The 26,974-nt window shown below is 54.3% G+C and carries 24 protein-coding genes and 2 pseudogenes; 11 read left to right on the forward strand and 15 right to left on the reverse strand.

Going from position 1 to position 26,974, the window contains the following annotated elements:
- Nucleotides 1-249 precede the first annotated feature (249 nt).
- From CKW31_RS17355 to CKW31_RS17400, 10 genes are all read right to left on the reverse strand, one after another.
- Nucleotides 250-1,206, reverse strand: coding sequence for a DUF2971 domain-containing protein (locus CKW31_RS17355; protein ID WP_095097588.1), 957 nt, complete (start codon nucleotides 1,204-1,206; stop codon nucleotides 250-252).
- Between the two features lie 542 nt (nucleotides 1,207-1,748).
- A complete protein-coding gene (locus CKW31_RS17360; RefSeq protein ID WP_095097591.1) occupies nucleotides 1,749-3,077 on the reverse strand; it encodes an LLM class flavin-dependent oxidoreductase in 1,329 nt (442 codons plus the stop codon).
- A 36-nt stretch (nucleotides 3,078-3,113) separates the two neighbouring features.
- Nucleotides 3,114-4,019, reverse strand: coding sequence for an ABC transporter substrate-binding protein (locus CKW31_RS17365; protein WP_095097594.1), 906 nt, complete (start codon nucleotides 4,017-4,019; stop codon nucleotides 3,114-3,116).
- Nucleotides 4,020-4,068: 49 nt separating this feature from the next.
- On the reverse strand, nucleotides 4,069-4,776 hold the full coding sequence (locus tag CKW31_RS17370; RefSeq protein ID WP_256582646.1) for an ABC transporter permease: 708 nt from the start codon (nucleotides 4,774-4,776) through the stop codon (nucleotides 4,069-4,071).
- On the reverse strand, nucleotides 4,752-5,381 hold the full coding sequence (locus tag CKW31_RS17375; RefSeq protein WP_095097597.1) for an ABC transporter permease: 630 nt from the start codon (nucleotides 5,379-5,381) through the stop codon (nucleotides 4,752-4,754). Before CKW31_RS17375 ends, CKW31_RS17370 begins: the two co-directional genes overlap by 25 nt.
- Nucleotides 5,378-6,409 (reverse strand): ABC transporter ATP-binding protein, encoded by a 1,032-nt coding sequence (locus CKW31_RS17380; protein ID WP_095097600.1) that lies wholly within the window; start codon nucleotides 6,407-6,409, stop codon nucleotides 5,378-5,380. The genes CKW31_RS17375 and CKW31_RS17380 overlap by 4 nt, the downstream gene beginning before the upstream one ends.
- A gap of 29 nt (nucleotides 6,410-6,438) precedes the next feature.
- Entirely contained in the window at nucleotides 6,439-7,383 is a 945-nt protein-coding gene (locus CKW31_RS17385) for a fatty acid desaturase (protein WP_095097603.1), read from the reverse strand.
- A 133-nt stretch (nucleotides 7,384-7,516) separates the two neighbouring features.
- Entirely contained in the window at nucleotides 7,517-7,729 is a 213-nt protein-coding gene (locus tag CKW31_RS17390) for a hypothetical protein (RefSeq protein ID WP_095097606.1), read from the reverse strand.
- A 303-nt stretch (nucleotides 7,730-8,032) separates the two neighbouring features.
- Complete coding sequence (locus CKW31_RS17395) at nucleotides 8,033-9,952, reverse strand: Tat pathway signal sequence domain protein (protein WP_095098169.1); 1,920 nt, start codon at nucleotides 9,950-9,952, stop codon at nucleotides 8,033-8,035.
- Between the two features lie 465 nt (nucleotides 9,953-10,417).
- Nucleotides 10,418-12,664 (reverse strand): TonB-dependent siderophore receptor, encoded by a 2,247-nt coding sequence (locus CKW31_RS17400; RefSeq protein WP_256582647.1) that lies wholly within the window; start codon nucleotides 12,662-12,664, stop codon nucleotides 10,418-10,420.
- Between the two features lie 649 nt (nucleotides 12,665-13,313).
- Between CKW31_RS17400 and CKW31_RS30420 the strand changes: the two are divergent.
- Both CKW31_RS30420 and CKW31_RS30425 read left to right on the forward strand, forming a co-directional pair.
- Nucleotides 13,314-14,033 (forward strand): annotated as a pseudogene (locus CKW31_RS30420) (PAS domain-containing protein); the annotation flags it as partial.
- Between the two features lie 57 nt (nucleotides 14,034-14,090).
- Nucleotides 14,091-14,318: pseudogene (locus CKW31_RS30425) on the forward strand (methyl-accepting chemotaxis protein); the annotation flags it as partial.
- 185 nt (nucleotides 14,319-14,503) lie between these two features.
- Here the strand turns inward: CKW31_RS30425 and CKW31_RS17410 are convergent.
- Nucleotides 14,504-15,358 carry a helix-turn-helix domain-containing protein gene (locus CKW31_RS17410; protein WP_095097615.1) on the reverse strand — a complete coding sequence of 285 codons (855 nt, stop codon included), beginning with the start codon at nucleotides 15,356-15,358 and terminating at the stop codon, nucleotides 14,504-14,506.
- Nucleotides 15,359-15,510: 152 nt separating this feature from the next.
- Here CKW31_RS17410 and CKW31_RS17415 point away from each other — a divergent pair, with 152 nt between their 5' ends.
- Entirely contained in the window at nucleotides 15,511-15,918 is a 408-nt protein-coding gene (locus tag CKW31_RS17415) for a hypothetical protein (protein WP_095097618.1), read from the forward strand.
- A 74-nt stretch (nucleotides 15,919-15,992) separates the two neighbouring features.
- Here the strand turns inward: CKW31_RS17415 and CKW31_RS17420 are convergent, their stop codons facing one another.
- The 3 genes from CKW31_RS17420 to CKW31_RS17430 all read right to left on the reverse strand — a co-directional run bounded on the left by CKW31_RS17420 (nucleotide 15,993) and on the right by CKW31_RS17430 (nucleotide 19,096).
- On the reverse strand, nucleotides 15,993-16,766 hold the full coding sequence (locus CKW31_RS17420) for a YkgJ family cysteine cluster protein (RefSeq protein WP_095097621.1): 774 nt from the start codon (nucleotides 16,764-16,766) through the stop codon (nucleotides 15,993-15,995).
- A 425-nt stretch (nucleotides 16,767-17,191) separates the two neighbouring features.
- Nucleotides 17,192-17,755, reverse strand: coding sequence for a carboxymuconolactone decarboxylase family protein (locus CKW31_RS17425; protein WP_095097624.1), 564 nt, complete (start codon nucleotides 17,753-17,755; stop codon nucleotides 17,192-17,194).
- Between the two features lie 12 nt (nucleotides 17,756-17,767).
- Nucleotides 17,768-19,096 carry an aspartate aminotransferase family protein gene (locus CKW31_RS17430; protein WP_095097627.1) on the reverse strand — a complete coding sequence of 443 codons (1,329 nt, stop codon included), beginning with the start codon at nucleotides 19,094-19,096 and terminating at the stop codon, nucleotides 17,768-17,770.
- A gap of 362 nt (nucleotides 19,097-19,458) precedes the next feature.
- Here CKW31_RS17430 and glnH point away from each other — a divergent pair, with 362 nt between their 5' ends.
- The 5 genes from glnH to CKW31_RS17455 are packed head-to-tail and all read left to right on the forward strand — an operon-like array spanning nucleotide 19,459 to nucleotide 23,625.
- A complete protein-coding gene (gene glnH / locus CKW31_RS17435) occupies nucleotides 19,459-20,202 on the forward strand; it encodes a glutamine ABC transporter substrate-binding protein GlnH (RefSeq protein WP_095097629.1) in 744 nt (247 codons plus the stop codon).
- Nucleotides 20,203-20,232: 30 nt separating this feature from the next.
- Nucleotides 20,233-20,889, forward strand: coding sequence for a glutamine ABC transporter permease GlnP (gene glnP, locus CKW31_RS17440; RefSeq protein WP_095097632.1), 657 nt, complete (start codon nucleotides 20,233-20,235; stop codon nucleotides 20,887-20,889).
- Nucleotides 20,886-21,608, forward strand: coding sequence for a glutamine ABC transporter ATP-binding protein GlnQ (glnQ, locus tag CKW31_RS17445; RefSeq protein WP_095097635.1), 723 nt, complete (start codon nucleotides 20,886-20,888; stop codon nucleotides 21,606-21,608). Before glnP ends, glnQ begins: the two co-directional genes overlap by 4 nt.
- Before the next feature lie 9 nt (nucleotides 21,609-21,617).
- A complete protein-coding gene (locus CKW31_RS17450) occupies nucleotides 21,618-22,679 on the forward strand; it encodes a C45 family peptidase (RefSeq protein WP_095097638.1) in 1,062 nt (353 codons plus the stop codon).
- A 40-nt stretch (nucleotides 22,680-22,719) separates the two neighbouring features.
- Complete coding sequence (locus CKW31_RS17455; protein ID WP_095097641.1) at nucleotides 22,720-23,625, forward strand: MurR/RpiR family transcriptional regulator; 906 nt, start codon at nucleotides 22,720-22,722, stop codon at nucleotides 23,623-23,625.
- A 263-nt stretch (nucleotides 23,626-23,888) separates the two neighbouring features.
- Here the strand turns inward: CKW31_RS17455 and CKW31_RS17460 are convergent, their stop codons facing one another.
- Nucleotides 23,889-25,007, reverse strand: a complete 1,119-nt coding sequence (locus CKW31_RS17460) for an NADH:flavin oxidoreductase (RefSeq protein ID WP_095097644.1) — start codon at nucleotides 25,005-25,007, stop codon at nucleotides 23,889-23,891.
- Between the two features lie 102 nt (nucleotides 25,008-25,109).
- On the opposite strand from CKW31_RS17460, the gene CKW31_RS17465 reads away from it, so the two are divergent.
- The 3 genes from CKW31_RS17465 (at nucleotide 25,110) to CKW31_RS17475 (ending at nucleotide 26,923) form a co-directional block, all read left to right on the forward strand.
- Nucleotides 25,110-25,493 (forward strand): helix-turn-helix domain-containing protein, encoded by a 384-nt coding sequence (locus CKW31_RS17465; RefSeq protein ID WP_095097648.1) that lies wholly within the window; start codon nucleotides 25,110-25,112, stop codon nucleotides 25,491-25,493.
- A 246-nt stretch (nucleotides 25,494-25,739) separates the two neighbouring features.
- A complete protein-coding gene (locus CKW31_RS17470; RefSeq protein WP_371856772.1) occupies nucleotides 25,740-26,318 on the forward strand; it encodes a DUF1349 domain-containing protein in 579 nt (192 codons plus the stop codon).
- 167 nt (nucleotides 26,319-26,485) lie between these two features.
- Nucleotides 26,486-26,923, forward strand: a complete 438-nt coding sequence (locus CKW31_RS17475) for a DUF4174 domain-containing protein (RefSeq protein WP_095097654.1) — start codon at nucleotides 26,486-26,488, stop codon at nucleotides 26,921-26,923.
- Nucleotides 26,924-26,974: the final 51 nt, after the last annotated feature.

Below are 26,974 nucleotides of genomic sequence, written 5' to 3' on the forward strand. Positions count from 1 at the left end.
TAGGAACGGCGTTCTGGCTGCATGAAAGACCCGCTTAAAAGGCTAGAAATGGTGTCCACTAAAATTTAAGTGCACACCATGTCTTGGCTTTGCGGGGCTGGGTAGATGACTTCGCCGGACGGATACCGTCCATGCAAGTCTCCTGATTGTGATTTTCCGTGAATTGATACGTAAGGGTCTCGCAGAGACCCCTTCAAAATTTAGAGACTAGGGACGATGGTGTCTACCAGGTAGGTTGGCACCTTTCCTTCAACGATAGGAACGCCAATCGTCCAGGCTAGTAAGCTCCGAGATCATCCGGTACTCGTGGGGTGCAAGCCTGACCCTGTAGACAGGGATGTCGATTTCACTACAGATCTTCAAGATCTTGAGCCCATCATGATCCGAGATTTTGGCCCCGAGATGAACGGCCTTCAGGGGCGCAGGGACATTGAATCCTTTAACTTCTCTATCGTCGTCTGGAACCACTAAACGCCACTCTCGCTCGTACTGCCAATCGATAGCCTTGCACAGAGAGGCGGCAATTCCATACAGCTCGTTGTAGTTTTTCTCCCGGCGTTGGGCTCTGAGAATGTGCGTGATGTCGAACAGTTGATTTGAGTATGCGACGGGCCATAGCGTAAGGGTCGAAAGGTGATTTCGATGAAGGCCTGTGAAGTCGTACTCCATGGCGAATCCGGTGTGGTCGAGGCCATAGTGGCTCCACATCAGCACCGAATCCACACGTTCGCTCAGGCTGCAGATTTTGTAGCTGCTTTTGAGTTGGTCAATTAGCCATGGGAGCTGCCCGGCCTGGTGATTTGGCGCCAATACTCCGACTTCATGAAGCCAGTGCTTAACGTTCAGGGTGGGTGGATCCTGAGCCGAAGCCAGTGCTACTGCAGCTGCGATGGGATCCTCGGATTTAAGCGTAGTGGCGATTTGATCTTCGCTAAAACCCAATTCGTCGAGTTTTTCCCAAGCGGCGAGCTTTCGGTAGTCAACCCAGAAAGCCGTGTCGTAGGGATCGTTGAATCCATTGGCTACGCTCAGATAGAGTGTTTTCTCAGCCAGATTCTTCAGCGCGAGCTTGCTGCACGTTCTGATTTTGAACAGTCGATTGGGTGTGTGCAGGTACTTGTCGTTAATTAGCTTCGGGATGTCCATGTCACCGATAGTGGCCGAAGAAAAATTCTCAATCAGATCTCTTACCCAATCCCTATCCACACGAACTCCTTTGTCTACGCGGCTTGCTGAGGCGCGAGACGTTATCACATCTGGGTTACGCTTATTTGTCCCATCGGTATCATGAGCAGGCCGTATTGTAGCCTTGAAATCAGGGGGGCCCAGCTCATCGCAAGCGCGTAGCCGCCACTCCCCCTCATAGTGGGTGGACACACTGAAAGCCAGCAAGTGCCGTATTAGTAGCTTTCATAAATCGCCATTCGCAGTCGCTCGCACACTCGACGCGACTGGGGGCAAAAATGGGGGCACAACTGTTATTTTGCGATCTTAAACAACCGTTCTAGAGCCCTGTCAAAAAGTTCTTTGGGGATCCGGATAGTTTGTAATGGAGTTCCATAAAATTCCACATAGCTGTTTTATAACAGCGCTCAGTAACATCGAGCAGCTAAGGATTCTCCACATCTTGAGCAGCAATCCGGCGATTGAAAGGCCAACCGACCTGAGCCTGTAAAACCCCGGCCGGAGCAAGGTCCATGGATGGATCGCTGATCGTGAATCCATGCAGGGTGTACGATTTCCGCTGATTAGAGCAGGAAACGGTTGGCAGGCACCTTCAAGCCCAGGCGATCCCTGAGTGTCCCCGGTTCGTACTCCTGGCGAAACACTCCTCTGGCTTGCAGCAAAGGCACCACGCCACGGGTGAATGTTTCGAAGTCAGTGGGCAAAAACGGAAACATGAGGTTGTAGCCATCGACGGCATTTGACTCGTATAACGCTGAGAGCTTATCGGCAATATGCTCCGCTGTTCCGATCAGCAGCCAGGTACTCGAGCTCTTGACCAACCGGCGTCCTATTTCACGGATGGACAGGGAAGTGTCGTACTGCTTGAGCAGGGCCAGCTCAGTTCGAATACCATCAAACTCGGACTCATCCGGCAACGCGGGTAATGGGCCGTCTGGTGATAACCCTGTCAAGTCCAGACGGGTGTAGCTGGAGACCAAATCAATTGCCACGGCATCGATGATAAGGCTGTCCTCCAGTTGCCGACGTCGCGCCTCCTCAGTCTCATCGCCGAGCACCACCGGAAGTACGCCGGTGACTATTTTCAGATCACTGGAATGCCTGCCCTGCAACTCCAGTCGGCGATTCAAGTCGGCCCGGTACGCCAACCCCTCTTCGACCGAATTGATAAAACAGAAGTGCACGTCCGCGTGCGCAGCGGCCAGGTTCTTGCCGGCTTCAGAAGACCCCGCCTGAGCCAAGACCGGATGCCCCTGAGGTGGACGCGGCACGTTAAGCGGCCCACGCACACTGAAATGTGCACCTTTGTGATTGATCGGGTGAATTTTCGATGGGTCGGCAAAGTCGCCGGTCCCCTTGTCAAACTCTAGCGCACCCTCCTCCCAGGAGTCCCAAAGCTGCTTGACGACGTGGATGAATTCCTCGGCCCGCAGATAGCGATCACCATGCTTCGTCACGCCTGACAATCCGAAATTCGAGGCCTCCTCTTCCAGCCACGAAGTCACGATATTCCAGCTGGCTCGCCCTGCGCTGAGGTAGTCAAGCGAAGCAAAATATCGCGCGAGGTTGAACGGCTCGTTATAAGAGGTCGAAGCCGTGCCCATCAGCCCGATGTGCTCGGTAACCGCAGCCAGTGCGGACAGCAGCGTAACCGGTTCAAGGCGGGCGTTGGCATAGTGCCTCAACCCGCTGGCCACAGAGTCCCAGACCGCGACGTGATCCGCGACAAAAACCGCATCAAACTTCGCCGCCTCCGCCGCCTGCACCAGTTTTACGTAGTAACCCAGCGTCAATATCTCTCTGGTCGGTGACTTCGGGTGGCGCCATGAAAAACGATGGTCCCCCTGGGGGTTAAAAAAGAAAAAATTCAAGATCATGCTTTTATTCGACATAACGCCTCCGCGACCTTACCAGCGTCACATTCATTTTTACTGGGCCGTCTTGGCGGTATGTTCGGCGACCCACTGCGCCGCGACTTTTGCTGGATCCTTGTGATCGATATCAACAAGGCGATTGAGTTGCTTGAGGTCGTCATCGGTCAGCTTTGCGGAGACCTGGTTAAGCACCCTCGTGACCTCCGGGGTCAGCAACGCCTTGCGACCCAATGGCGTGATGTTTTGCAGGGGCTGTTGGTGCTTGTCGTCCTCGAGGACAACCCAGGGCTCTTTTGCCAGGATGCCTTGCGTGGAGACCATCGTCGCCACGTCGATAGCGCCGGAGTTCAACGCCAGCCGTGACAAGGGCCCGCCCATGTCCAGCGACTTGATGCTCTTGAAGTTGATGCCATAGACCGCCTTCAACCCGGGCACGCCTAATGCAGCTGTGGCGACTTCGGGAGGCCCGCCCAGCGTCAAGTCTCCCGAGACGGGCGCCAGGTCGGACAAGGTGTGCAAGTTGTACTTCTCTGCGGTTTTTTTGGTGACGGCCCATGCGGTAGTGGAGCCTGCGGACGAAGGTTCAAGCAGTTGAAGATCCGCCGGCAACTTCTGTTGCAACGCACTGAGGATTTCCTCTCGGGTGGTCAGGGCAGTCTTGTCGTCATAGAAACTCAACAGTGACCCCAGGTATTCGGGTACGACGTCTATATCGCCGTTTTCCAGGGCCTGGGCGATGATCTGGCGATTGCCCAGATTGAGTCGGGTCTTGACGTCTATCCCTTGATTTTTCAAGGCTGACGCATAGATGTTGGCGAGAATCGTCTGCTCGGAAAAATTGGCCCCTCCAATGGTGATGGACTGAGCGCTGGCAAACGCGCTGCCCACCAGCAAGCCTAGCCCCAGCAGCAATGAAACCGAGTGCGCTGAGCGAGCCTTCGAACGTTGTTTGTTTTTCATGTGGGTTTGCACCTCTGCAAAGTTAATACATACTTTCAAATGCTTCAGGTCATGTAGTCCTTAGTTCGATTTTCCCCGCCCGCCATTTTCTGAGCATGGATGTTTCTATCATTGAACAAACCCACTCACTGAGGATCGCCAGCGCCGACACCATCAGTGCGCCGCCAATAATTTGCGGCGTATCATTTCGGCCCAGTCCATCTATAAGAAACCTGCCCAGCCCACCGAAGCCGGCATACGCGGCGATAGTGGCCGTGGCGATAAGTTGCACCAGGGCTGATCGGAACCCTGAAAAGATCAGCGGAAAAGCCAGCGGCAACTCGAGCTGGAAAAACAGCTGCCCTCTGCGCATGCCCATCGATCTGGCAGCCTGCTTCAGAGATGAATCCACCTGATCGATTCCAACATAGGTATTGGTTAATATTGGCGGGATGCTCATGGTTACCAACGCGATAATTACCGTGCTGGTTTCATAGCCAATGAGCATGATTGCAAGTATCACAATACCCAGAGAAGGTAACGCTCGCCCAATATTGAACAGCCCTATCGCCACCTGCGCACCTTTGCGGTAGTTAGCCAAAAGTACGCCAAGCGGCAACGCTATTGCGCAAGCAATAACCAGGCTCAAAGACACATAATAAATATGCTCTGCCAGCCGAGTCAGTATGCCGTTTTCACCCAACCAATTATCAGGAAGAGAAAACCAAAGGTAGACGCCCGCGATCATGTTCATCAGCGCACCCAGGGCAGCAGCCATTTATTGATTGAATAAAACAGAAAATCAAAACCTAATGCCAACATCACGGTCAGGACCAGGCTGACTGCCACAGGTGTAGTGAAACTTTGAGCCAGCCCGGTAATGAACAGCTGGCCCAGTCCACCTTGTCCAATCAAGGCAGTAACAGTCACCAGCCCCACCAACGTGACCGAGGTTGTTCGCAAGCCCGCCAATAACGCAGGCAGCGCCAGTGGAAGCTCAACCCCGAGGAATCTCTGCATGCGCGTATACCCGAGCGCACGGGCCTCCTCCAATACGTCCGCGGGGTTACTTGCAAGCCCCGCCAAGGTGTTCTGCAACACAATAAGCAAGGAATACAGGCTCAAACCAATGACCGCCGTGGTCTTGGATAACCCGGTAAATGGCATTATCAAAATAAACAGTGCCAGGGACGGTATGGTAAAGAGTATGCCGCAGACATAAATCATTGGCCGCGCCAAACCCGGGTGCCACAACGTCAAGAGCACCATAGCGCCCGCTAACAGGACGCCTGTGCACAGGCCCAGGATCACCAGCTGAATATGATCAATTAACAGCTGGCCAATCTGCTGCCCGTTTTCAACAATCCAGGACCAGTCAATCATTGCGCACCTACGAAGCGGTGCTCATTGAGTGCGCTGTGAAGGCTGGCAATCGAGAGACAACCTTCGTAACCGCCCGCCTCGTCCACACGAACAACCACACCGATTGGCGCCGTCAGAATTTTAACCAGTGCGTGATGCAACGAGTCGTTACTCGACACCGTGGTCAACTCCGGAACAGGCACGTCCGATTCACTGACCCACTTCAACGGGTTGGACTTGTCATCCAGCAGAAGTTTGAACTCACAACTGAATTCATCCGCCGGAAGATCAGAAACCTTCATCAGCGAAAGTCTTTTTAATAACGGATCTTTGCCGATAAAGTTCCTCACAAACTCGCTGGCAGGATGGGCAAGGACAGTGTGAGGTGTATCGAATTGAACAAGTTTTCCTTCGCCCTCGAAGATGGCAATCCGGTCACCAATCTTGATGGCCTCCTCCATGTCATGGGTCACCAAAATAATGGTTTTATGCAAACGTCTCTGTAGCGCAACCAGTTCATCCTGCAGTCGCTCACGTATGACTGGATCAAGCGCGGCGAAGGGTTCGTCCATCAATACAACCGGTGGATCCGAGGCCAACGCCCTCGCCAGAGCCACGCGACTTTGCTGCCCGCCCGACAGCTGATCAGGGTAGCGCTGAAGAAATTCCGGCTGAAGTCCAACCAGGGAGATGAGCTCGCTAACGCGCTCGCGGATTTTATGTTTGCTCCAGCCCAGGAGCCGCGGTACTGCGCCAATATTTTCTGCAACCGTCTGATGGGGAAACAACGCCGCGCTTTGCATCATGAAACCAATGCCGCGGCGTAGAGTGACGACGTCAAGCTCATCGGTTGCCACGCCGTTGACACAGATGCGGCCACTGTCCTGTGTATCCAGCCTGTTGATCATTCGCAAAATGGTTGTTTTGCCACACCCACTGGGACCGACAAATACACAGATCTCCCCCTCCCGGACGTGAAGCGTCAAATCGCTCACGGCCGTATTAGGGCTGCCTTTATGAGTTTTCTTAATGGCTTCAAAACGTATCATTTTCCGACGCTCAGATTAGCTTGCATATTTCAGTGCTCGACTGGATAGCGAGGACAATCAACGGGACTGACCAGATGTTTCTTCAACAACGAGAAGTAGCCATCAATGACATAGCCGTTATTTCGCGCAATCCATTGCTCACGCCTGGCTCTATAGACTCGGGGTAAATAAAACCAGGGCAGCCCGGGAAGATCGTGATGAACCAGGTGAAGATTGAGATTAAGAAACAGCCAACTCAACAACCCTGACGATTCGTTGATAACCGTGCGGTGTTCCGGAAGCGCCGACGGGCGATGCTCGTAAAACGACCTGATCATGGCAATCGACATGGCCGGTAGCGAAACCAGGAATATGTACTGTACGGCACTGATCGCGCTGTACTGCTCAACGAGAGCCAGCACTACGCCAACACTTAACATATGAACGGCCCACATCCGCCAAGCCAATCGCCCGGTGTGAAATAACCCTCCAATTTCACTGATCACGAGACCTGTTACCGCCAACGGCGCGCCCACAAGCAAACGGCCACCCAAGGTCTTGTTTACCCATAGCAACATTCTGATAGAGCGAGGCGAGCGCAACCAGAAAACACCGCTAACATACCGACTTTCTGGATCTTGACCCGGCACCGTCAGGACTGTGTCGTTGTGATGCGCCAAATGGGTGTCCCTATAAATATCGTAGGGGTACCACACGGCAAACGGCAGAAATCCCAAGGCTCTGTTAATGGTAGGCCACCGTGTCGGATGACCGTGGATAAGCTCATGTTGAATCGACATCCAAAGCACAACCAGTGGAACCAACAGAACGATGGTGAATCCTTCGCCAAGTACCCCTCCATAAAAAACAATAACCGCCCAGGCCAGATAGAAGCCGGCTAACAAAAGCCAGGTGGGCCATTCAGTTTTACTGGTTAAGGTAGTGCTCAGCTTAACGATTTCAGCTCGATGAGCTTCATCCAAATAGTTTGGCATGGCGGTTAGTCGTGATAGATCTTGTTCGGAACAAGTGCCCAATCACTCACACTTCAAACTGCAACACCAAACAGGGTGTTATCTGAAGAGCATTGATTGGACTATCGGTGTGCAAGTGTCTGGTAACGACGATTCACATGGCGTGAAGAAGAAACGCCAAGCCTTCGCTGATTGCACTGCAGGCTTCGCTGTTAGCCTGACAAGGGAGAGGTTTGCCGGTAATCAATTGAACGGCAATGGAAGAGAAAGGACTGATGCGGAAGTTGTCGGCATGAAAAATCGCTGCATGGGATCCGTCATGCGACAGAGCCTCAAGGCTGATTTGTAAGATTCGGGCGCCGGACATAGTCGTACCATAACAATAGGATTGAACATATCCGGCGGTCCGGTGACAGCAAGGTAGCACGGCGATCGATACGATCAAGGAATATATTTGTTTATGCTTATTCCATAAGCGAATAAGCATTAGAGAGTATCCGCTCATTGCCTGGGCTACTTGAGCAGCAAGTCGTTCCCCCTACCCTATTGGCGCGTACACCTCCCATACGCTCGCCACCGTGGCGTAGGTGAAAAGGCTCAGACCTATGATGAGGCTGCTCAGTTTAGCGTGTCAGAATGAATCGATAACACCGGCATGCGGCCGCATTTCCTATTCCACTATTACTCGCACTCTTGCCAGATTTTCGACCCGCGTAAACTCCGTCGTGGCGTTGCCCTCACGCTGGACAGTAACGCGGAGCACGGGATAGTAGGTGCCAGGCTCCGAGTAAATGAGGGTGTTATGCACCGCGAGCGTTTCTGACGGCTGATGAGGAAGTGGCGCGTCTAGAAAGTCGTCGTTCCCTGTCTGGCTCCATTCTGTTTTCACAATTTTGCCCGCAGATGCCGGGACGGTAATGTCACCCAGCAGCGTGAGCGGCTCCCCGACTTTGGCAAGGATTCTTTCACCGCTCCTGGACGTGAGCTTCACAACGGGCTGGATACCCTGCCTTGCTGATGCGTCTGCGGGTAATGAGACCTGGCCTTTATTGAGCGCATACTGAGTCGAGAGAGGCGGTGCGACACCATTTTCCACCCAGGCACTTACATCCCTGACGGCTTGTTCGAGGATGCCGTTGTAATCGATGAGCCTCACAGAATGATTGTCAGCCGAACCCGAGGCAACCACGCTGCCATCCAGATGGTCTGCATTGTCGTTCAACCAGATCCGCACCTTAGCGTCGTACTGTTCACCCTCTCCTGCCTTCAATCGCTGGCCATACCAGTCGGCATCCCAAGGGTAGGCATCGACATCAAGTGCGTTGGCTATGATTATCATCTTGCTGTTTATCTTGCCGGTGAAACTACCGCCTCCGCTGACGCCTGCGCTGATGACTGGGCCTACCTCTTGAGGGCGTTGCGGGTAGCGCGGCGAACCGTCTGCATTGCGAAATTGGTCCCACGCAGCAAATCCACCAGACGCCGGGACCTGATGCCGGTGGTAGGAGGTCAACGCAATTGCCCAGCGATTATCGACACGAACCCTGGCTCCATTTCTCAGCGCGTTGAGCATATCGGCTTGATTTTGCGCGGACAGCGTAATGACTCCGTGCCCGGCATCTAGCGACCCAAGCAATTGTCGATTGCCCCCTTCCGCCCCTTCAAGGGTAAAGTCCAACCAAGCGCTGTTTTTGACGTGGGACAGTCCGGCCACATGCAAGCGTAATGGCTTACCCGCTGAGTCACGATCTATCCTTTGAACCGACACCACGCGATCAATTTTCGCCCTTCGCACCATATTGCCCAGAGTGGATTGCTCGGTACCGAGGTAGCCAGGTTTACTCCAGAAGTCATCTGCATAACCAGGATCAATGCCCTTGACCGAACTGGCAAACCCCAGTAACCCCTGCGGGTCGTTGAGCCCCAGGATGTAAGCGTAATTATCCCAACCGCGCAGGGGCACCCCCATTGCATTGACCTCCGCAAGGACCGATGCTTCCGTGGGGTCAAGTGCCGCAAAAGGATCTCCGCTACCTCCCGGCCGCATAGCATCGGCAATGCGTGACGCCTTGTCTTCGAGTACAAGACGTGCGAAAGCACGTACAAAAAAATTGGTTGGAATGGATGTTGGAACGCCAATGACGAATGGGACTGCACCGTCCCATACTCCCGACGAGTTCTCAGCCGCAGCGATGGTCAGATAAGACCCGCCGCTGCCACCATAGATGTAGCCGTGGATCTGAGAAGCGGACATTCCATAGTATTCCCCCGCGACCCTCTTCGAGAACTTTGCTGCCGCAGCGTTGGCTCGATAGCCAGAAGGCGAAACAGAATCCACGGTGTAAGCACCGCTGTCAGCACCAAATTTGATTACCCGGTCCGGAACGTTACCCTCTCCCAAGGGATAAACCTTATGGAAGAAACGCCCCTTCCATTGGGCCTTCGGCGGGAAGAAAAAGCTGAACTTTACATCGGTGCCTTCGAAGTGCCCGGAAACGCGATGCGTCAGAACAGGACTTTTCAAATCTTCTCGGCTGTCAATTACCGGGCGGTCGAACTCCGGATCGATGCAGTCTTGAGTAATGAACATTATCCCGCCCGGCGGTGTTTCACACGGCCGGGGTTGGGACGCGGCCGAAGCTAATGTCGATAGCCCAAGCGACACTGCAAATACCAGGCACTTCGAGGCAACGAACGTCGCACTCAAGCCGCTCCCGCGATGGAAATCTGTGCCAGGGGGTGGAGCCACTAGAGTCAGGTTGTCAGCGTTATTCATAATGGCTGTTAAACTCCTTGAGGCGCTTTAATGACGGCAGGCTGCTGGATAAGTTTTGAGTCGTTTGAAGGAGGAGACTGCTATGGTTGGGCCTCTCAGTTCAGGCTTGAGCTTCGCGACTTGTTCTACCAGGCGCTCGTCTCGGCCTGGACAGAGCCTTTAGTACCTTTCAGTTTTGAAATGTTCAGTGATCGGCCGGCAGGCTGCACAAACCTGAACTCGATATCAGCGGCAATGTGAAGAACGCCCGGATCAGGCCCGGGGGTTAACCAGCCCGGGCTAAAGTTTGTAGTTCACTGTTAAAAACGCATTTCGCGGCGCTCCATAACTGACCGTGTCGAAGTCGCCCTTCTGCGTTGCATATTTTTTATCAAATACGTTATTCACATTGATTGATACATCCATGTGACTTGTCATCTCATAACGCGCCATCAGTGACGTCAACGCATAGGGATCCTGTTCCGCCACCCTGGTGCTGGTGCTACTGCTCAAGAAGCGGCTTTGCCATCTGAGACCTCCTCCCAACGTAAGCTTCTCCCATATTCCGGGTAATCTGTACGTCGTGAACATCTGGGCGGTAGTGCGAGGCACCTGAGCGTTTAGCCTGGCGTCATTGCCATCTTTGGCCGTGAAAGCAGCAACGCCAGCGTAGACGTTCCAATTGGCAGCAACCTCACCCTGCATGTCTAACTCGATCCCGCGGGATTTGGTTCCGTCAACACCTTTATAAGCCTGGGCTCCGCCTGGCGTACGAAGACTGCCGTCCGCTTGTGCAGCATTGTCCAGTTCGGTGTCAAACAACGCGACAGACGCATTCAGTCTGCCCTCCAGGTATTCAGCCTTGAGGCCAATTTCTTTCGTTTTACCTTCAGTAGCCGTAAGGACGTTGCCGTTGCTGTCCCGGAATGATGATTGAGGATTATAGATGCCGGTATAACTGATATAAGCAGAATACGTATCGTCAATGTCGTATATCAAACCTGCATAAGGCGTAAATTCATTACTCTTTTTATAACTGAACGGCGTCCCGCCTGCTGTCTCGTCGATCTCGTACCGATTGAACCGCCCGCCGAGAATCAACTTCAATGGATCAGCCAAAGAGAATCTCGCCGTACTGTAGAAACCGCGCTGTTTGATCTCGGTATTGGTCGGTATTGACGTCATTGCATCGAAATCAGGCTTGGGGAAGTGACTGTTCCAATCGTAGATATTGATGGGCGTGAACCCTGAAAAAAAGGGGCTGATGTCGTCTTTGTTCGAGGTATATCGAGAAGTCATCCCTCCCACCACCAGGTCATGTTGGCGCCCCATCAAGTCAAAGGGACCGCTCGCCATCACATCAAAGGTGTTTTGACGGCTTTTACCTTTGCCGGCCAACGCTATTGGATAAGCGCCATTAGGAAAACTGCCTAATCCGGTATCCTGATCAGGTGTACCAGAACTCCCCATTAGCTGGGTGTCATACTTGGTACGGTACTGATTCACGACACCGTGGACTTTCCAACCGTTATCAAACCGGTGCTCCAGTTCGGTAAAAGCACTCTGCCGGGTGCTGTCCCAGCGGCTCCAGTCCGCTGCCACAGATTTGGAACGCGACCATTCTGCCTCTGAACCATTACTGAACCATAAAGGAGTACCGCCCCAGGTCGGTCGCTTGGGGGAACTATTCTGGTAGTCGTAACCTATACCCAAGGTAGTGTCTTCAGTGAGATCTGCTTCAATGATTCCGTAGAGCGCTTGCTTTTGTGTTTGATAACCGTCGAGGTAAGAGTGGCCATCGTTATTGACCCCTACCACACGTGCCCGAACGCGACCGTCGGTTGTCAGGGGTACGGAAATATCCCCCACCTCTCGAAAGTTGTCCCACGACCCCGCACTGATGGAGGTAGACGCCGAAAACTCCGGCGTTGGTCTTTTGCGGACCAGGTTGACCGCCGCCGACGGATTGCCCGTGCCGGTGAGAAGTCCGTTCGCCCCGCGCACAATTTCGACACGGTCATAAAACGCAGTTTCCAGGTCGCTGATACCGCTGCCGTTTATGACATCACCGATGACCGCTGGTATGCCGTCATACTGAATGTTGTCGATCAGAAAGCCTCTGGAGTAGAAGCTAGTGCGTTGGCTGTCTGATTGATACGACGCGATGCCAGTCGAGTTCTCCAGCACTCCCTGAACTGAATCCAGCTTTTGATCGTCCATGCGTTGACGTGTCACCACTGAAACGGATTGCGGCGTCTCCCGGAGCGTGAGCGGCAAGCGAGTCGCGGCCGTGGTCTGGCCGATGGTGTAAAGTCCCGTCCCTTCTGTCTCGGTGCCGTCGGGTGCACCTGTCCCGCTTATCGTCAGTGATGGCAGGAACATCACGCCCTGAGACGGAGAACTCTCATCGGCTTCAACCCCGTCCTGCGCCATCACACAATTCGAATGCCCCAAAAGCACGAGCAGCGCTGCAGCAACAGGTTTTTTAACCAGACGTTGAGGCGCGCGATGACCCCTTCCACCGCAATAAATCAACGGACTCGACATTAGCCATTCCTTATCAAGATAAAACAGAAGACGGCCGACCATTGAGACGCGGATGTGAAGACCGACGACTCAACCGAAACCAGACCGGAGAACAGAAGTGACGAACTAATCTCAAGTGGAACTGATTAGCATTCGTTGTTGCGCAATTTAGCAACATGCGCCCGTTGCCAGATATCGAGGGATGGCCAGATTATTTTTCACTTCAGCCAATGTTTGCGGCGAGGCGTTTCCCGACTGCAATTGAGCATGACCCCATCAATTCAAGTTTTGATCGGGTCTACAGTTTTCCAGGCATGTGCCGACAAAAATAGATGTCAACGTGCCATGGATGAGGCCAATCAAGTCTATCGAGTCTCGCACTATGCCCATCCCGTTCTTACGCCGTGATCGTTATGCACTTCAACAGCTGATAGCTGCCATCAAAAGCGGCGAAGCACCTGACTTCAAAGGTTGCAAGGAGGCCCCGGTAATCCTTGATGCCTGGGGTACTCTCGAATCATCCAGGCGCGATTCCCAATCGCGCATAGACCAACTTGAAAGCGAACTTGAAACTGCACGTGAACTACTTCGCGAGTCGGCAGCTAGCGCGTCAACCCAAACCGTCAGATTCGACTTGGTGAATCGCGCCTCCAGCGAGGGCCTTTGGGATATGGAGGTTGTGGCGGGCGACCCGCTTAATCCAAAAAACCGGTTTTGGTGGTCGCAGCAATTTCGCAATCTTCTTGGGTTCAATGACGAACGTGATTTCCCGAATGTCCTGGCCAGTTGGGCTGATCGCCTTCATCCGCAGGACAAGCAGGGGACGCTTGACGCCTTTGCTCGACATCTCAACGATAAGTCGGGAAACACGCCTTATGAGGTGAGAAACCGGCTCGCGATGAAGGATGGTTCCTATCGTTGGTTCCATGCCCAAGGTGAGACACTTCGTGACGAACGAGGAACGCCAATTCGGGTCGCGGGCTCGCTACGGGATATCCATGATCAGCTGGAACGCGATCAGGAACACGACGTCATCATCACCCGTTTCGAACTGGCCAGGGAAATGCTCTCCGATGGCTTGTGGGATATGGAAGTCATTGCCGGAGATCCTGTAAATGCCAGGAACCCTTTCTGGTGGTCGCCTCAGTTCCGAAGACTGCTTGGTTTTGAAACGGTTGAAGAATTTCCTGATGTCCTGGAAAGCTGGGCATCCAGGTTGCACCCGGATGATAAAGAGCGAAGCCTTAACGCTTTCGGCGCTCACTTGAATGATAAGTCAGGAAAGACGCCATTCGACATCGAGTACCGATTGAAGATGAAGAGTGGCGAATATCGTTGGTTCAGAGCACGAGGTCAGACTCGGCGCGACCCGAAAGGATCTCCGCTTCGCGTCGTCGGAGCTCTTGTGGATGTCCACCTGCAGCACGAGCAGAATGCGCTGCGAGAGGCGGAAGTTACGCATCAACGGAACCTGGAAGCCAGCCTTGCTCAGTTGTCGCAAATTGTAGGTACGATTCAAAGCATTGCGAGCCAGACGAATCTACTGGCGCTGAATGCGGCCATTGAAGCGGCACGTGCTGGTGAGGCTGGGCGCGGTTTCGCTGTCGTGGCCGACGAGGTTCGAAAACTCGCGACGCGTACTACTGAAGCAACCGAACAAGCTGCCGGAATGATTGCTCGCTGAGCATCGGCTTTTCACGCAGGTTGTGCAACGAACGAGTGAAATAGACCAGTTGCCGCGCGAGAGCGGCAACCAGGTTAATCAAGCAAGATGTGATGCTCGGGCGCATGCACCTGACCATGCGGGTTGCGCAACAAATAGGCGCGCAGCTTCTCGGCAAGACCGCTTACTCGCCGAGGTTAAACGTCATCAGGAAGCAGGATTGAAGGCACATGCAAAGAATTCGCCGCAGTAAGAGGACTTGAGCGGGTGGAAAGATATTGCACCGGGGGCTTACCTACTGTTTTGCGGAACATGGTGATAAAACCACTAGGGCCTTCATACCCGAGCTCCGCTGCTACGGTTTGTACGCTCTCCCCTTTGATCATGCGTTGCAGTGACAAAATCACATGCAACTGCCGACGCCAGCGTCCGAAGCTCATCCCTATTTCCTGCAGCAAAAGCCGACTCATACTGCGCTCACTCATACCTATGCGAGAGGCCCAGTCGTGCACTGAAATCTTGACCGCAGGGTCGGCCAGGAGCATTTCAGCAAGCTTGCGCAGACGCCTGTCGCGAGGCATCGGCAAATGCAGGTCCTGCACGGGGGCTGCCGACAATTCGTCCAACAACGTTGCGATCAGGCGGTCTTCGCGCGCGCTGGTGGCGGCGTCTTCCGGGAATCCCGCCGCCTTCAGCAGCAATTCACGCAACAGTGGAGACACCCCTATCGTGCAGCAACCCCGCGGAAGATCAGGGGCTGCATCGGGTTCGACAAACAGGCAGTAACATTCTGTTCCTCCCGATCCACGTGTCGCATGTGACAAACCACCGGGTATCCATACGGCGCATTGCGGCGGAACGATCCACACTCCCTCTTCAATCTCGCAGTTGAGGACGCCGCGGACGGAATAAAGCAGTTGCGCCTTGCGATGTTGATGGCTTGTTTGCTCCCAATCCCTGCTGACCATCGAGGCACTGAGCGCGACGACTGGCCGCGAAATGCTATCGACATCCAATGTGGAAATCGCGTGTCTATCAACCGTGTTCGCCATAGCAGGTGCGCACCCTCCCTAAACCAATAGGAATCTGGCTGATTCGAACAATATTTTGGCCAGCCTGTGCAACAGCGCCAGCTCACTTACAGAGTATCCTGAAACTGCAGACCACCACACAGTTTTGGCAATCTCGCCAGAGGAGTATTGAAATGCGTATAGAGGCTAACCAGTTCCCGCTCGTGTGGTTGCATAAAACTACACAGGGCTATAGCCAACAAGACTCACTTGTCCAATTCGAAGCGTTGCTTGCTCGTCATGAACCTTTCGTCCTCTTGAGTAACGAAGGGCTGGATAAAGAGCGAACCGAACAATCACCAGGCGAAATGAAACAAATATCGCTGTGGATGAAGCGCCATAAAAGCGAGCTCAAGAGGTATGTCAAAGCCTCTATTCATATTGAATCAAGTCCCACAAAACGCCTGGCAGGCAAAGCCTTTGCACTTGTATACGAAAAGTTCTGGGGCTATCCCATGCTCATGGCAGCTACTGAAGATGAGGCCTTGGTGCTGGCGGCTAAATTATTAAAAACCATGCCCACGAAGGCCGAAGAGCACTGATAGAGTGCAGACTGATGAGCCATGCCACCAGGTTATCTACACTCCTAAAATCAGGTATTCACCAAGCTCTCTGATTAAAGCGAGTGAAAGATATATTCAGTCCGTGCGCGAAGATCCAGTTCAACACCTGCCCCATGCAAACGAGTGTGAAGGTCAGCATCATCGACGCGTACTTTCCAGGACACATTGGCCGACACGTCACTTCCCGTTCGAACGAGATTGATGGCCTGCTGCAATTGCGCTCGGTCGGTCAAGTAAACGGCCAGCGCGTTGCCTTTCCAGGCGGCAACATTCATCCCCATTGCCGCGCATACCAAGACTTTAGCCTTGGCATCGTCGCGGTCAGCCTGACGGGAGCGTTGAATTTGATCCTCCAGGACAGGATCAACTTCACGGTCAGAACAGAACACCTCTCCCGCCTCCCAGACTTCCGGTGGGCAAACCTTTTCTTCGGGGCGCATGGTTAGAAATGGGTTGATTTCCATCGGGTAGACTCGACAGACCAACGGTCGATCTTCATAAATCTGGCAGTGGTTATCTGCCCCTAAACTTGGACACCGTGCCAGTGCGTTACCTGCAAAAATGGCTATTACCTGAATACGTGCATCTCCACTGGCTACATCTACCGCGCGTTGCATGCTGTGATTGTAATGCTCTAGCAATGGGAAGACTGACACGTCGAAAGCTTCAAGTATGACTGCGATGTTGCCACCTCGATTCAACCATTCCTCCGCCTCTTGAAGAGTCAAAGGAATAAGACGTTCTTTACAGCAAGTACCGCACCCGTTGCAGGTAAACCGCGTGACGTTGTTTTCTTTGTGCGTCACTGATTGGCTGGTAGGTGTCATGATCAGTCCTGTTCCTCACCTCCAGACTTCGAATAGAGGCGATGGCTAAAGAAACCAATGATATACGCTACCTGCCTGCTTTCAATCAGGCACTAAATCTATACCAGGTATACTTAGACACACCCTTCTATTACCCGGTCGCTACCGGCCAACGGCCAACCAACTTGACCAGAGATGCCGGATTTAAGCCGCTCATAACTGCGTAATGTATTCAGATCGGCACCGGGAACCCCGTCAGGTCAAGTGGACTTCGTAAGTCGTGCCGCAAAACAAGACCTTCGTTCTCATCAAACAAAACTGCAACTATCTGATTGGAATACTTTTCTGTAGTGGCGCCCGGGGTATGGTCGTATCAGGGCGTGTAGCAACACCTTGGCAACGTGCTGAATTACCAAGAGCTCAGGGCATCACGTTCAATAACGTACTCATCGCTCAACAAATGGCAGCGGTGCATCGGTATCACGACGCACTGCGAACACATTCAACGTCATTGCCACCAACGAGTAATACCCAAAAACCCCGACAAGCTCTACAAGGCCAGGCTCCCCGAACGTCTGGATTGCGGTCGCATACAAATCCTCGTCAATACGACGCGTCTCGTACAACGACTTGCCCAGGCTATAGACCAATTGTTCATCCTCGCGTGCAAATTGCGGGGCTACTTGCTGCCGCAGTGCATCAATAACCGAGTCTGTGATACCCGCGGCACGGGCGATCGGCTCATGAATCTGCCACTCAGCCTGCGACTGCCACCATGCGGCGGTGAAGAGAATAGCCAATTCCGTCAAGCGCAACTCCAGCCGCGTGCCATATCGACAGAACGCTCCCAGTCGCTGGGCATGACTGGCCAGTTCGGGACTGTGAATCCAGGCCAGAAAAGGTCCATCCAGGTTGCCCCTCGGGCCGGCAAGAATGTCCTTGAGTACCGAACGCTGGGCTTCATCCATGGATGCCTCAGTCAGTTCGCTTAGCCGCGATTGAATGGCCATATCGGTATTTCCTCAGAGACTTTTCAACGTGAGTTGCAGTGCACTCTGGAGTTTCTCGGTAATCTCATCCAGGTGGTGGTCCTCGAGAATGAACGGCGGAGCCAAAAGGATGTGATCACCGCGCAAACCGTCAACTGTTCCGCCCATCGGGTAGCACATCAGGCCCTCGCCCATGGCGGCCTGCTTGAATTTAGCATGTAGCTTGAGCGCGGGGTCGAACGGCGTTTTGCTGTCGCGCTCAGCAACCAGCTCGATGCCCTGAAACAGTCCGCGACCGCGAATGTCACCCACATTCGGGTGATTTCCGAGCCGATCCAGCAATCGCGCGCGCAGCTCTTCGCCCAAGTGATTGACACGGGCCAGTAACCCACGCGACTCGATAGTTTTCTGCACGGCCAGAGCGGCGGCGCATGCCGTGGCGTGCCCAATATAGGTGTGCCCATGCTGGAAGAAGCCCGAGCCACTGGCGATGGCATCGCGGATCTTCTGGCTGACCAGTGTTGCACCGATAGGCTGATAACCTGCTCCCAGGCCTTTGGCGATGGTGATCAAATCGGCCGAAATACCCTCCTGCTGCGCAGCAAACAACGCTCCCGTCCGCCCCATGCCACACATAACCTCATCGAGGATCAACAACACCCCATGGCGGTCGCACACTTCGCGGATACGCTTGAAATAGCCGGGCACCGCAGTGACAGCCCCGAGTGTTGCACCCACCACGGGCTCGGCTACAAAGGCCATGACGTTTTCAGCGCCCAACCGCAGGATCTCCGCCTCCAGCTCTGCCGCCAGGCGAACGCCCATGGCTTCAGGGGACTCTTCAGGCCGCTGCTCACGGTAGGCATAGCAGGGACTGACATGGCTGACGTTAATCAGTAACGGCTCGAACTGCTTGCGTCGCCATTCGTTGCCGCCGGTGGCCAGCGCACCCAGGGTATTGCCGTGGTAGCTCTGTCGACGAGCAATCAGGTGCTTGCGCTGGGGCTGGCCAATCTCGATGAAGTACTGGCGGGCCAGTTTCAATGCCGCCTCAATTGCTTCGGACCCGCCCGAAACGAAGTACACCGAGTCAATCCCCTCGGGCGCACGGGCCACCAGGAAGTCCGCCAGTTCTTCCATCACCTGAGTGGTAAAGAACGAGGTGTGTGCATAGGCCAATTGGCCAATCTGCTGGCGTATGGCTTCGACTACATCGGGATCGCTGTGACCCAGGCAAGACACCGCAGCACCACCACTGGCATCCAGGTAACGACGATTATTGCTATCGATCAGATAAGGACCTTCACCCTGAACGGCTGTTGGATAGCTGTGTTTAAGGCTGCGATGAAAGACATGGCTCATGGTGCCGCTCCCGATATTTTTGCAAATAATAGATGCAATAAATTTAAATGCAATTATTATTTGCAGACACGCTCACCTTGGAAAAACTTACACAAAGAGCCATAAAACCCAGAGATCACGGGCTATAAAAGCGCTGTAACTCTCGAACTCTTCGCGCAAAATAAAATTGCAAGAAAATTAAATGCATGTATATTTTGCGAAAGAGCAAGTGTTTCGTGCGCCCCCTCTCTCAGGTGGCTAGCCGGGCCAACAACAACAACAAAATGGAGTGAGCTTGATGAATCACTCAAAAAATTGACTGCCGCTATCCCCACCGCTCCAGGCGTGTTCTGGAGCTTGAATCCCATGAAGAGAAAATACCCATGAAGAACTTTCTGAAGGTCTCACTGGCGGTCATGACACTGATAACCACCTCAAGCTCTTTTGCGGCAGGCAAAGAATTGCTGGTGGCAACCGACACGGCGTTCGTGCCGTTCGAGTTCAAGCAAGGCAACGAATACGTGGGTTTCGATATCGATCTGTGGGCCGCAATCGCTAAAGAAATGGGTGTCACTTACCAGCTCAAACCCATGGACTTCAACGGCATCATTCCGGCCCTGCAAACCCGGAACGTCGATGTCGCACTGGCCGGGATCACCATCAAGGAAGAGCGCAAACAAGCCATCGACTTTTCAGACGGCTACTACAACAGCGGTTTCCTGCTGATGGTCAAAAGCGACAACGACACGATCAAGGGTGAAGCGGACATCGCCGGCAAAACTCTGGCCGTGAAAAGCGGGACCTCTGCGGCTGACTATGCCAAGGCCAACCTCAAGGCGAGCGACCTGCGCCAATTCCCCAACATCGACAATGCCTACCTGGAGCTGCGCACCGGCCGTGTTGATGCAGCCATGCACGACACGCCAAACGTCCTGTATTACATCAAGACCGCCGGTGAAGGTCAGGTGAAAGCGGTAGGCCAGCAGATGCTCGCCCAGCAATACGGCATAGGCTTTCCAAAAGGCAGTGAGCTGCGAGAACCGGTTAACGCAGCGCTGAAGAAAATCCGTGAAAACGGCACCTACGCGCAGATCTATCGCAAGTGGTTCGGCACTGACCCGCAATAATCCCTGCCATTCATCAATAGAGAATTCAGCATGCAATTCCAATGGAGCGCCATTTGGGATGCGCTGCCGGTCCTGCTCGAAGGCGCCAGGCTGACCTTGTGGATTTCGATCCTGGGTCTGATCGGTGGCGCCATCATCGGCGTGGTTGCGGGCTTTGCTCGCGCCTACGGCGGTTTTATCAGCAGCCGTGCAGCGCTCGTTTTCATCGAACTGATTCGTGGCACGCCCATCATGGTGCAGGTCATGTTCATCTACTTTGCCTTACCCATGATGATCCCGGTGCGTATTGATCCGTTCACTGCCGCAGTGGTCACTATCATGCTCAACTCGGGGGCGTACATCGCCGAGATCACCCGCGGCGCAGTGCTGTCGATCCACCGCGGCTTCCGCGAAGCGGGACTGGCGCTGGGCTTGTCCAGGCGCGACACGTTGCGCTACGTCATTGCGCCGCTGGCATTTCGGCGCATGATCCCGGCCCTGGGCAACCAGTGGATTGTCAGTATCAAGGACACCTCGCTGTTTATCGTCATCGGTGTCGCCGAACTGACGCGTCAGGGCCAAGAGGTCATCGCTGGCAATTTCCGCGCAATGGAGATCTGGTCAGCGGTCGCCGTCATTTATCTGATCATTACCCTGGTGCTGAGCTACGTGCTGAGGCGTATGGAATCGAGGCTGAAAATCCTATGATCGAGTTCAAAGGTGTCTCCAAGCACTTCGGCAGTACTCAAGTACTGCATGACATCAACCTCAATATCGCCAGCGGCGAAGTGGTCGTGATCATCGGCCCTTCAGGTTCGGGAAAATCGACACTGCTGCGCTGCATCAACAAGCTGGAAGAGATCACCGACGGGCAATTGATGGTCGATGGACTGAAGGTTAATGACCCCAGGGTGGATGAGCGCTTGATCCGCCAGGAAGCGGGCATGGTGTTCCAGCAGTTTCACCTCTTCCCGCAGATGACAGCGTTGCAAAACGTCGCGTTCGGCCCGATGCGGGTCCGCGGTGCCAATCGCAAAGAGGCGGAGCAACTCGCCACCGAACTCCTGGCAAAAGTCGGGCTGGCCGACCGTGCCAGTCACTACCCTTCCGAGCTGTCCGGCGGCCAGCAACAGCGCGTAGCCATCGCTAGGGCGCTGGCGGTAAAACCCAAACTCATGCTGTTTGACGAGCCGACTTCCGCTTTGGACCCGGAATTGCGCCATGAGGTGCTGACCGTCATGAAGTCGTTGGCAGATGAAGGCATGACGATGGTGATCGTTACTCACGAAGTGGACTTTGCCCGCAAGGTGGCCACGCGCTTGATCTTCATCGACAAGGGCCGTATCGCTGAAGATGGCGCGCCTGCCGATCTTATCGCTAACCCGCCCAGCCCGCGCCTGCGCGAATTCCTGCAACATGTCTCGTGAGAAGAAGTCATGACCCTGCCCTCTATTCATCTTGATGGAAGCGCCTACGCGATTGGCCACGGACTGGGAGTATTCGGCCGTGATGCAGTGCTTGAGCATTTGCGACCTCTCGCGCTCTGGCAATACCTTGCTTCGCAGGCAAATACCCTGAAGGCGCAGCAAATGCGCCAACAGGTACAAACCGGGTTCCCGCGTTACTGGCAGGAGATCGAGGGGTTGGCCGACGGGTTGCAACTGCCCCTTGATGAGGTATTCATGTGGAACTGCCGGGGTGATTACGTTCATCAACAGAGTGTGGACGGCTGCACGACTGTCTTTGGCCCTACACGTGGCGGCACACTGATCGCTCACAACGAAGATGGCCTGCCCCAACTGCGCGGTCATTGCGCACTTCTGCACGCGACACCAGAGGAAGGCCTGGCTTTCACCAGTTTTATCTACCCCGGGTCTTTGCCCGGCCATACACTGGCAGTCAATGAGCGTGGGCTGGTGGCGACTGTCAACAACATCCGTCCGGCGCATATTCCGGCGGGTGTGCCCAGGCAGATTCTGGCGCGCGCTACTTTGGATGCCGCCTGTATTGATGAGGCGATCAGCGTAGTAACCCGTACTGATCGCGCTGGGGCTTTTCACCACACTTTTGGCCAAGTGGGCAGCGCCCGGTTAGTCAGTGTCGAGGCCAGCGCCGAAGGCAGTAATGTCAGTGAAGTGCAGTGGCCGGCCGGGCACTCGAACCATCTGGTGTCGTTGTCGCTAAGCCGCGTGGAACAGCGTGTTACAGCCAGTTCAGGCGCCAGACAGCGGTGTGTCGATCTGCAACTGCAACAGATATCCGGTGACCTTGATGCTAATGTTTCGCTGGACATTCTGCGCGACATCTCTGGAGGAGCGCTGCCTGTTTACCGCTGCGCGCCGAATGATCCCGATGATGAAAATACCCTGGCAACCGGCATTTTTCTGATCAGTGCCGACACTGTAGAGTGGCGTATTTATACGCAACCGAACACGGACCAGCCAAACGCCGAAGGCGTGGTTTACCGCGCATTGATTGACGCCTGCTCGGGTCGTTGAGGACAAAGCGCAGGCGCTCACTAAATAATGGATACCCTTGATGAATAACGCCCCGACAGCCCTCCCCGATACGCTGGACGGCCTCAAGCAATTGCTCGCGGCCATAGAACGGCGCGAGGTCGATATTGCGCTGGGCAGCAGTTCCAGGCGTGTGCTGATGGCGCTGATCGAATCACCGCAACGCACTGCGGTTTCCTCCATCAGCGAGCTGGCGGCGCAACTGGACGTCAACGCCTCGACACTGTCGCGGCTGGCTCAGCGCCTCGGCTATGGGGGCTTCAGCAAATTACAGGATGTGTTTCGTCGGGAGATTACCGAAGGTAAGCATTTCTACAGCGATCAGGCTTCGCGGCTGGTCATCAATAATGAAGACAAGGACATCCTCCATCAGCTGACTCGACTGGGTCGTCAGGAAAGTGCCAACATCGCCAGCATGATTGAACAGGTCGACCCCGACGTGTTTGTGCAGACGGTCGAACTGTTGGCCGGTGCTCGGCGAGTCAGAATCCACGGCATGCGACAGTTCAATTCATTGGCACTGTTCATGTCTTATGGACTTGGCATGTTGCGCCCGGATGTAGCGGTTCTCGACTCCAGTCGCCAAGGCGTGGCGGATGCCCTTGCGCAACTGGATGAGGGTGATGTGCTGGTCGTTTCCAGCTGTTTCCCCTACACGCCCAGCGTCCTCGCCACTGCCGAGGTTGCAGCCCGCCACGGGATCAAGGTCATTGCATTGACCGACTCGGCCAGTTCGCCGCTGGCCAAGGTAGCGTTACACAGCTTTTACGTCCCCAATCACAGTCTTTTTTTCAGCAACAGCATGTGCGCCTTCATGTTACTCGCACAGGGTTTACTGAGCGCTGTTGCGAGCAAGCTCGGCGAGATGTCGGTAACAGCATTGAAGTACCGAGAAACGCTGATCGACGAGCTTAACGCGTCACTGTAGAGACAACTCCCATGAGCCTGCGAGTCTTATTCATGTTGGCGGTGGCATTACTCGCTGCGGATCTGCTGATCAATTTCGTTTACTCATGACGATAAGCATCAGCGCGCTTGAGAACAATTACAGCATTCATCGATTCAATAAACGCCGATTCATGTACTGATGACAAAAATGGGGGGGGCACATTGCGACTTTGCAAACGCCCCCACCAACACCTCAAGGTAATGCGCCTGCTTTCAGACGCACACCCAGTTCCGATTCAAGTCTCAAACCAATTCGGCTAAAGATGCGGGATTGAAGCCCTTCAAATCCCCGTAATCGCCTTTTGCGACCTTGGCGACCCAATCCTTGTCGCTCAACAGCACACGCCCTACAGCGATCAGATCAAACTCCTCACGCTCCATGCGCTCGATAAGGCGCTCCAGACTGGCAGGCGCGGATCCCTCGCCAGCGAATGCGTGAGTAACATCATTATCCAGACCGACCGAACCGACGCTGATAGTTGTCGCCCCAGTCACTTTCTTCGCCCACCCTGCGCAATTCAGCCCGTTCTCACCGTCAATTTCGGGAAATTCAGGGTCCCAGAAGCGTCGCTGTGAGCAATGCAGAACATCGACACCCGCCTCGACCAACGGCAGCAGCCAGTCTTCCATCAGCGCAGGTGTCTCGGCGAGGCGCACCCCAAAGTCCTGCTGCTTCCATTGACTGACGCGCATGATGATCGGGAATTCGGGCCCGACCGCATGACGAACAGCAGAGACGATCTCTGCGGCAAAACGAGAGCGCTCTTTGATGGTCGGCCCGCCGTAGCGATCGGTGCGCTGATTGGTGCCCGCCCAGAAAAACTGATCGATCAGATAGCCATGGGCCCCGTGGATTTCAACGGTATCGAAACCTAGTCGCTTGGCATCCGCCGCCGCCTTGGCAAAGGCAGCTATTGCGTCTGCAATATCCTCTTCGCGCATAGCCACACCGCGTGGCTGGTTTGGCGAATCGAGGCCAGATGGGCTTTCCACTGGCGCATCAGGTTCCCAGCCACTGACATCACGCACGGCACCGGTGTGCCAGAGTTGCGGCCCCATGCGGCCTCCAGCATTGTGAACGGAATCGATCACATTCTTCCATCCGGCCAACGCTGGCTCACCATGGAAAAAAGGAATGCCGGGCCCGTTACGTGAAGCGGGACGATCGACGACTGTTCCTTCTGACAAGATCAATCCGACTTGCCCCTCGGCCCGCCGACGGTAGTAAGCCGCGCTCCCTTCGCCGGGAATGCCTTCAGGCGAAAACTGCCTGGTCATCGGTGCCATGACAATCCGGTTTTTCAGCTCAAGCGACCGGATGGAAAGAGGACGAAACAGGATGCTGGTATCAGGGTTTGACATTGTATGGACTCCATTTGCTTTCGGAAGCCATATAAGTATATTTTGTAAACCAGATGTCAATTAGGCACTTAGAGTAGCCTAGATATACACGAGGAAACTTCGATGCTGGAATTAAAGCCGCAATGTTTTTCGTCTGACTGCCCAAGCCGGGCGTTATTCGATCAAATCGCAGACAAATGGTCGATGATGATTCTGACCGTTCTTGATGATGGGCCGCATCGGTTTAACGCCATCAGGCGCCGTCTGGAGGGGGTCACTCAGAAGGCACTCACGCAGTCCCTGCGGCGCCTGGAGAGAAACGGCCTTGTGTCGCGCCAGGTCATCTCTTTCTCCCCCGTAGCAGTCCAGTATGAGATCACCCATCTGGGTCAGACACTGCAGCAGCCATTTCGCGAATTGCATAAATGGACGCTCGATAAACTACCCGAGGTTGAAGCGGCCCGGATGAAGTTTGACCAGGCGGGAGAGTTAATAAGTAATGGCTGATTCAGGTGGCCGGTTGAATCATTGCAGCGACTTTAAGTTGGCATACATGGCTATGTAAGATGGGCGTACCGCCGGTAGCGCTGTCGCCCTGATTCAGTGACAGGGGCGTTCGATGCGCGTGACTGCGTTCCAGGCCCGATACGGCTTTCCCGTAACTCATCCGCCACACTCAGCGATCAAATCATGGAGGGTATCTTGCCAGATAAAAAACCGATTGCAGCGGCTGGTCAACGCTTTGAAGAGTCAATTTGGCGAACTGCCCACTGGCTAAATGAACCAAGCCATTGCCTCGCCTATTCAGACGACTCATTGGAAGTGGTCACTGAATTTCAGACCGATTTCTGGCGTGTAACTCACTACGGATTCATACGAGACAGTGGGCATTTTCTAGGGTTTAAAACCACGGGTGGCTTCACTGCTCAAGTCAGGGTCACGGCCGATTTCCGTGAGCTTTATGATCAAGCCGGGATTATGGTCAGGCTTGATGAGCAGACATGGGTCAAGGCGGGAATTGAGTTCAACGATGGAAATCCAATGATCAGCAGCGTGCTCACCGAAGGCAGATCAGACTGGGCGCCTGGTTGCTTTACGGGAGATCCCGGCGACTTCTGGCTTCGTGTGACCGTTTCCGAGGGTGTGCTGCGCTTGCAGTATTCAACAGACGGAGTGAGCTGGCCATTGCTCAGACTTGCCCCATTTCCAGACGCCGAAAGTTATCAGGTTGGTCCTATTTGCTGCACACCGCAGCGCCAAGGTTTGAAGGTAAGATTTTCTGAATGGTCTTTGACGCCTCCCTTGGGGCGAGACTTACATGATTTGAGCTAACTCGACTTATTCGAGCGCAGTCTTGACCTGGCACGCCGGTTTACTAACCGGGTTCCGGATTTTTAGACGTGCAGGCGTGTAGAACCGGCCTGCCTTTGGTCAGTCATCGCGAGCAAACCGACAGTGTCAGGGTCCAAGACTTCACCCATCCTGTTCAGGAGATGCCAATGAAAAACCTCATGACTCCACTGGCGTTACTGCTTGGCATGGCAGGCAGTCAAGTGATGGCCGACACCGCCTCCAATCCCTTGGACAGCGAGCGCTGGCAGTCACGGCCATTGATCGTAGTTGCCCCCGACGCGAGCGACGCAACCTGGCTTGAATTTCAGCAGGACCTGATGAAGCCCGCCAACCGCGAGGCCTTTGTCGAACGCGAAATGGTGCTGTATTCCGTGGTCAATGGCGTCGGCAAGCGCAATGATCAGGCCATGGACCCAAAAGCTACCTCGGCGCTACTGAGTACTCTGGGTGTAAAGCCAGATGGCCCGACCCGTTTGCTCTTGGTGGGCAAGGACGGCGGCACAAAGGTGGACCAGTATGCGCCGCTGGACATCAGTGTGATTTTCGCGACGATCGACAAAATGCCGATGCGCCAGAATCGCTAGCCCCACGCTCAAAGCCTGCCGCCGCTCATGGAAGTTAAAGCTGCAGTCAGC

Origin of the sequence: Pseudomonas sp. Irchel 3A5 (genome assembly GCF_900187575.1) — a bacterium.
Taxonomy (GTDB): domain Bacteria; phylum Pseudomonadota; class Gammaproteobacteria; order Pseudomonadales; family Pseudomonadaceae; genus Aquipseudomonas; species Aquipseudomonas folii.

Excerpts from the sequence above, each read along its gene's own strand:
- CKW31_RS17360 (WP_095097591.1), bottom strand. The coding sequence starts at position 3,077 with ATGTCGAATAAAAGCATGATCTTGAATTTTTTCTTTTTTAACCCCCAG.
- CKW31_RS17365 (WP_095097594.1), bottom strand. The coding sequence starts at position 4,019 with ATGAAAAACAAACAACGTTCGAAGGCTCGCTCAGCGCACTCGGTTTCA.
- CKW31_RS17370 (WP_256582646.1), bottom strand. The coding sequence starts at position 4,776 with ATGGCTGCTGCCCTGGGTGCGCTGATGAACATGATCGCGGGCGTCTAC.
- CKW31_RS17375 (WP_095097597.1), bottom strand. The coding sequence starts at position 5,381 with ATGATTGACTGGTCCTGGATTGTTGAAAACGGGCAGCAGATTGGCCAG.
- CKW31_RS17380 (WP_095097600.1), bottom strand. The coding sequence starts at position 6,409 with ATGATACGTTTTGAAGCCATTAAGAAAACTCATAAAGGCAGCCCTAAT.
- CKW31_RS17385 (WP_095097603.1), bottom strand. The coding sequence starts at position 7,383 with ATGCCAAACTATTTGGATGAAGCTCATCGAGCTGAAATCGTTAAGCTG.
- CKW31_RS17390 (WP_095097606.1), bottom strand. The coding sequence starts at position 7,729 with ATGTCCGGCGCCCGAATCTTACAAATCAGCCTTGAGGCTCTGTCGCAT.
- CKW31_RS17395 (WP_095098169.1), bottom strand. The coding sequence starts at position 9,952 with ATGTTCATTACTCAAGACTGCATCGATCCGGAGTTCGACCGCCCGGTA.
- CKW31_RS17400 (WP_256582647.1), bottom strand. The coding sequence starts at position 12,664 with ATGTCGAGTCCGTTGATTTATTGCGGTGGAAGGGGTCATCGCGCGCCT.
- CKW31_RS17410 (WP_095097615.1), bottom strand. The coding sequence starts at position 15,358 with ATGGCGAACACGGTTGATAGACACGCGATTTCCACATTGGATGTCGAT.
- CKW31_RS17415 (WP_095097618.1), top strand. The coding sequence starts at position 15,511 with ATGCGTATAGAGGCTAACCAGTTCCCGCTCGTGTGGTTGCATAAAACT.
- CKW31_RS17420 (WP_095097621.1), bottom strand. The coding sequence starts at position 16,766 with ATGACACCTACCAGCCAATCAGTGACGCACAAAGAAAACAACGTCACG.
- CKW31_RS17425 (WP_095097624.1), bottom strand. The coding sequence starts at position 17,755 with ATGGCCATTCAATCGCGGCTAAGCGAACTGACTGAGGCATCCATGGAT.
- CKW31_RS17430 (WP_095097627.1), bottom strand. The coding sequence starts at position 19,096 with ATGAGCCATGTCTTTCATCGCAGCCTTAAACACAGCTATCCAACAGCC.
- glnH (WP_095097629.1), top strand. The coding sequence starts at position 19,459 with ATGAAGAACTTTCTGAAGGTCTCACTGGCGGTCATGACACTGATAACC.
- glnP (WP_095097632.1), top strand. The coding sequence starts at position 20,233 with ATGCAATTCCAATGGAGCGCCATTTGGGATGCGCTGCCGGTCCTGCTC.
- glnQ (WP_095097635.1), top strand. The coding sequence starts at position 20,886 with ATGATCGAGTTCAAAGGTGTCTCCAAGCACTTCGGCAGTACTCAAGTA.
- CKW31_RS17450 (WP_095097638.1), top strand. The coding sequence starts at position 21,618 with ATGACCCTGCCCTCTATTCATCTTGATGGAAGCGCCTACGCGATTGGC.
- CKW31_RS17455 (WP_095097641.1), top strand. The coding sequence starts at position 22,720 with ATGAATAACGCCCCGACAGCCCTCCCCGATACGCTGGACGGCCTCAAG.
- CKW31_RS17460 (WP_095097644.1), bottom strand. The coding sequence starts at position 25,007 with ATGTCAAACCCTGATACCAGCATCCTGTTTCGTCCTCTTTCCATCCGG.
- CKW31_RS17465 (WP_095097648.1), top strand. The coding sequence starts at position 25,110 with ATGCTGGAATTAAAGCCGCAATGTTTTTCGTCTGACTGCCCAAGCCGG.
- CKW31_RS17475 (WP_095097654.1), top strand. The coding sequence starts at position 26,486 with ATGAAAAACCTCATGACTCCACTGGCGTTACTGCTTGGCATGGCAGGC.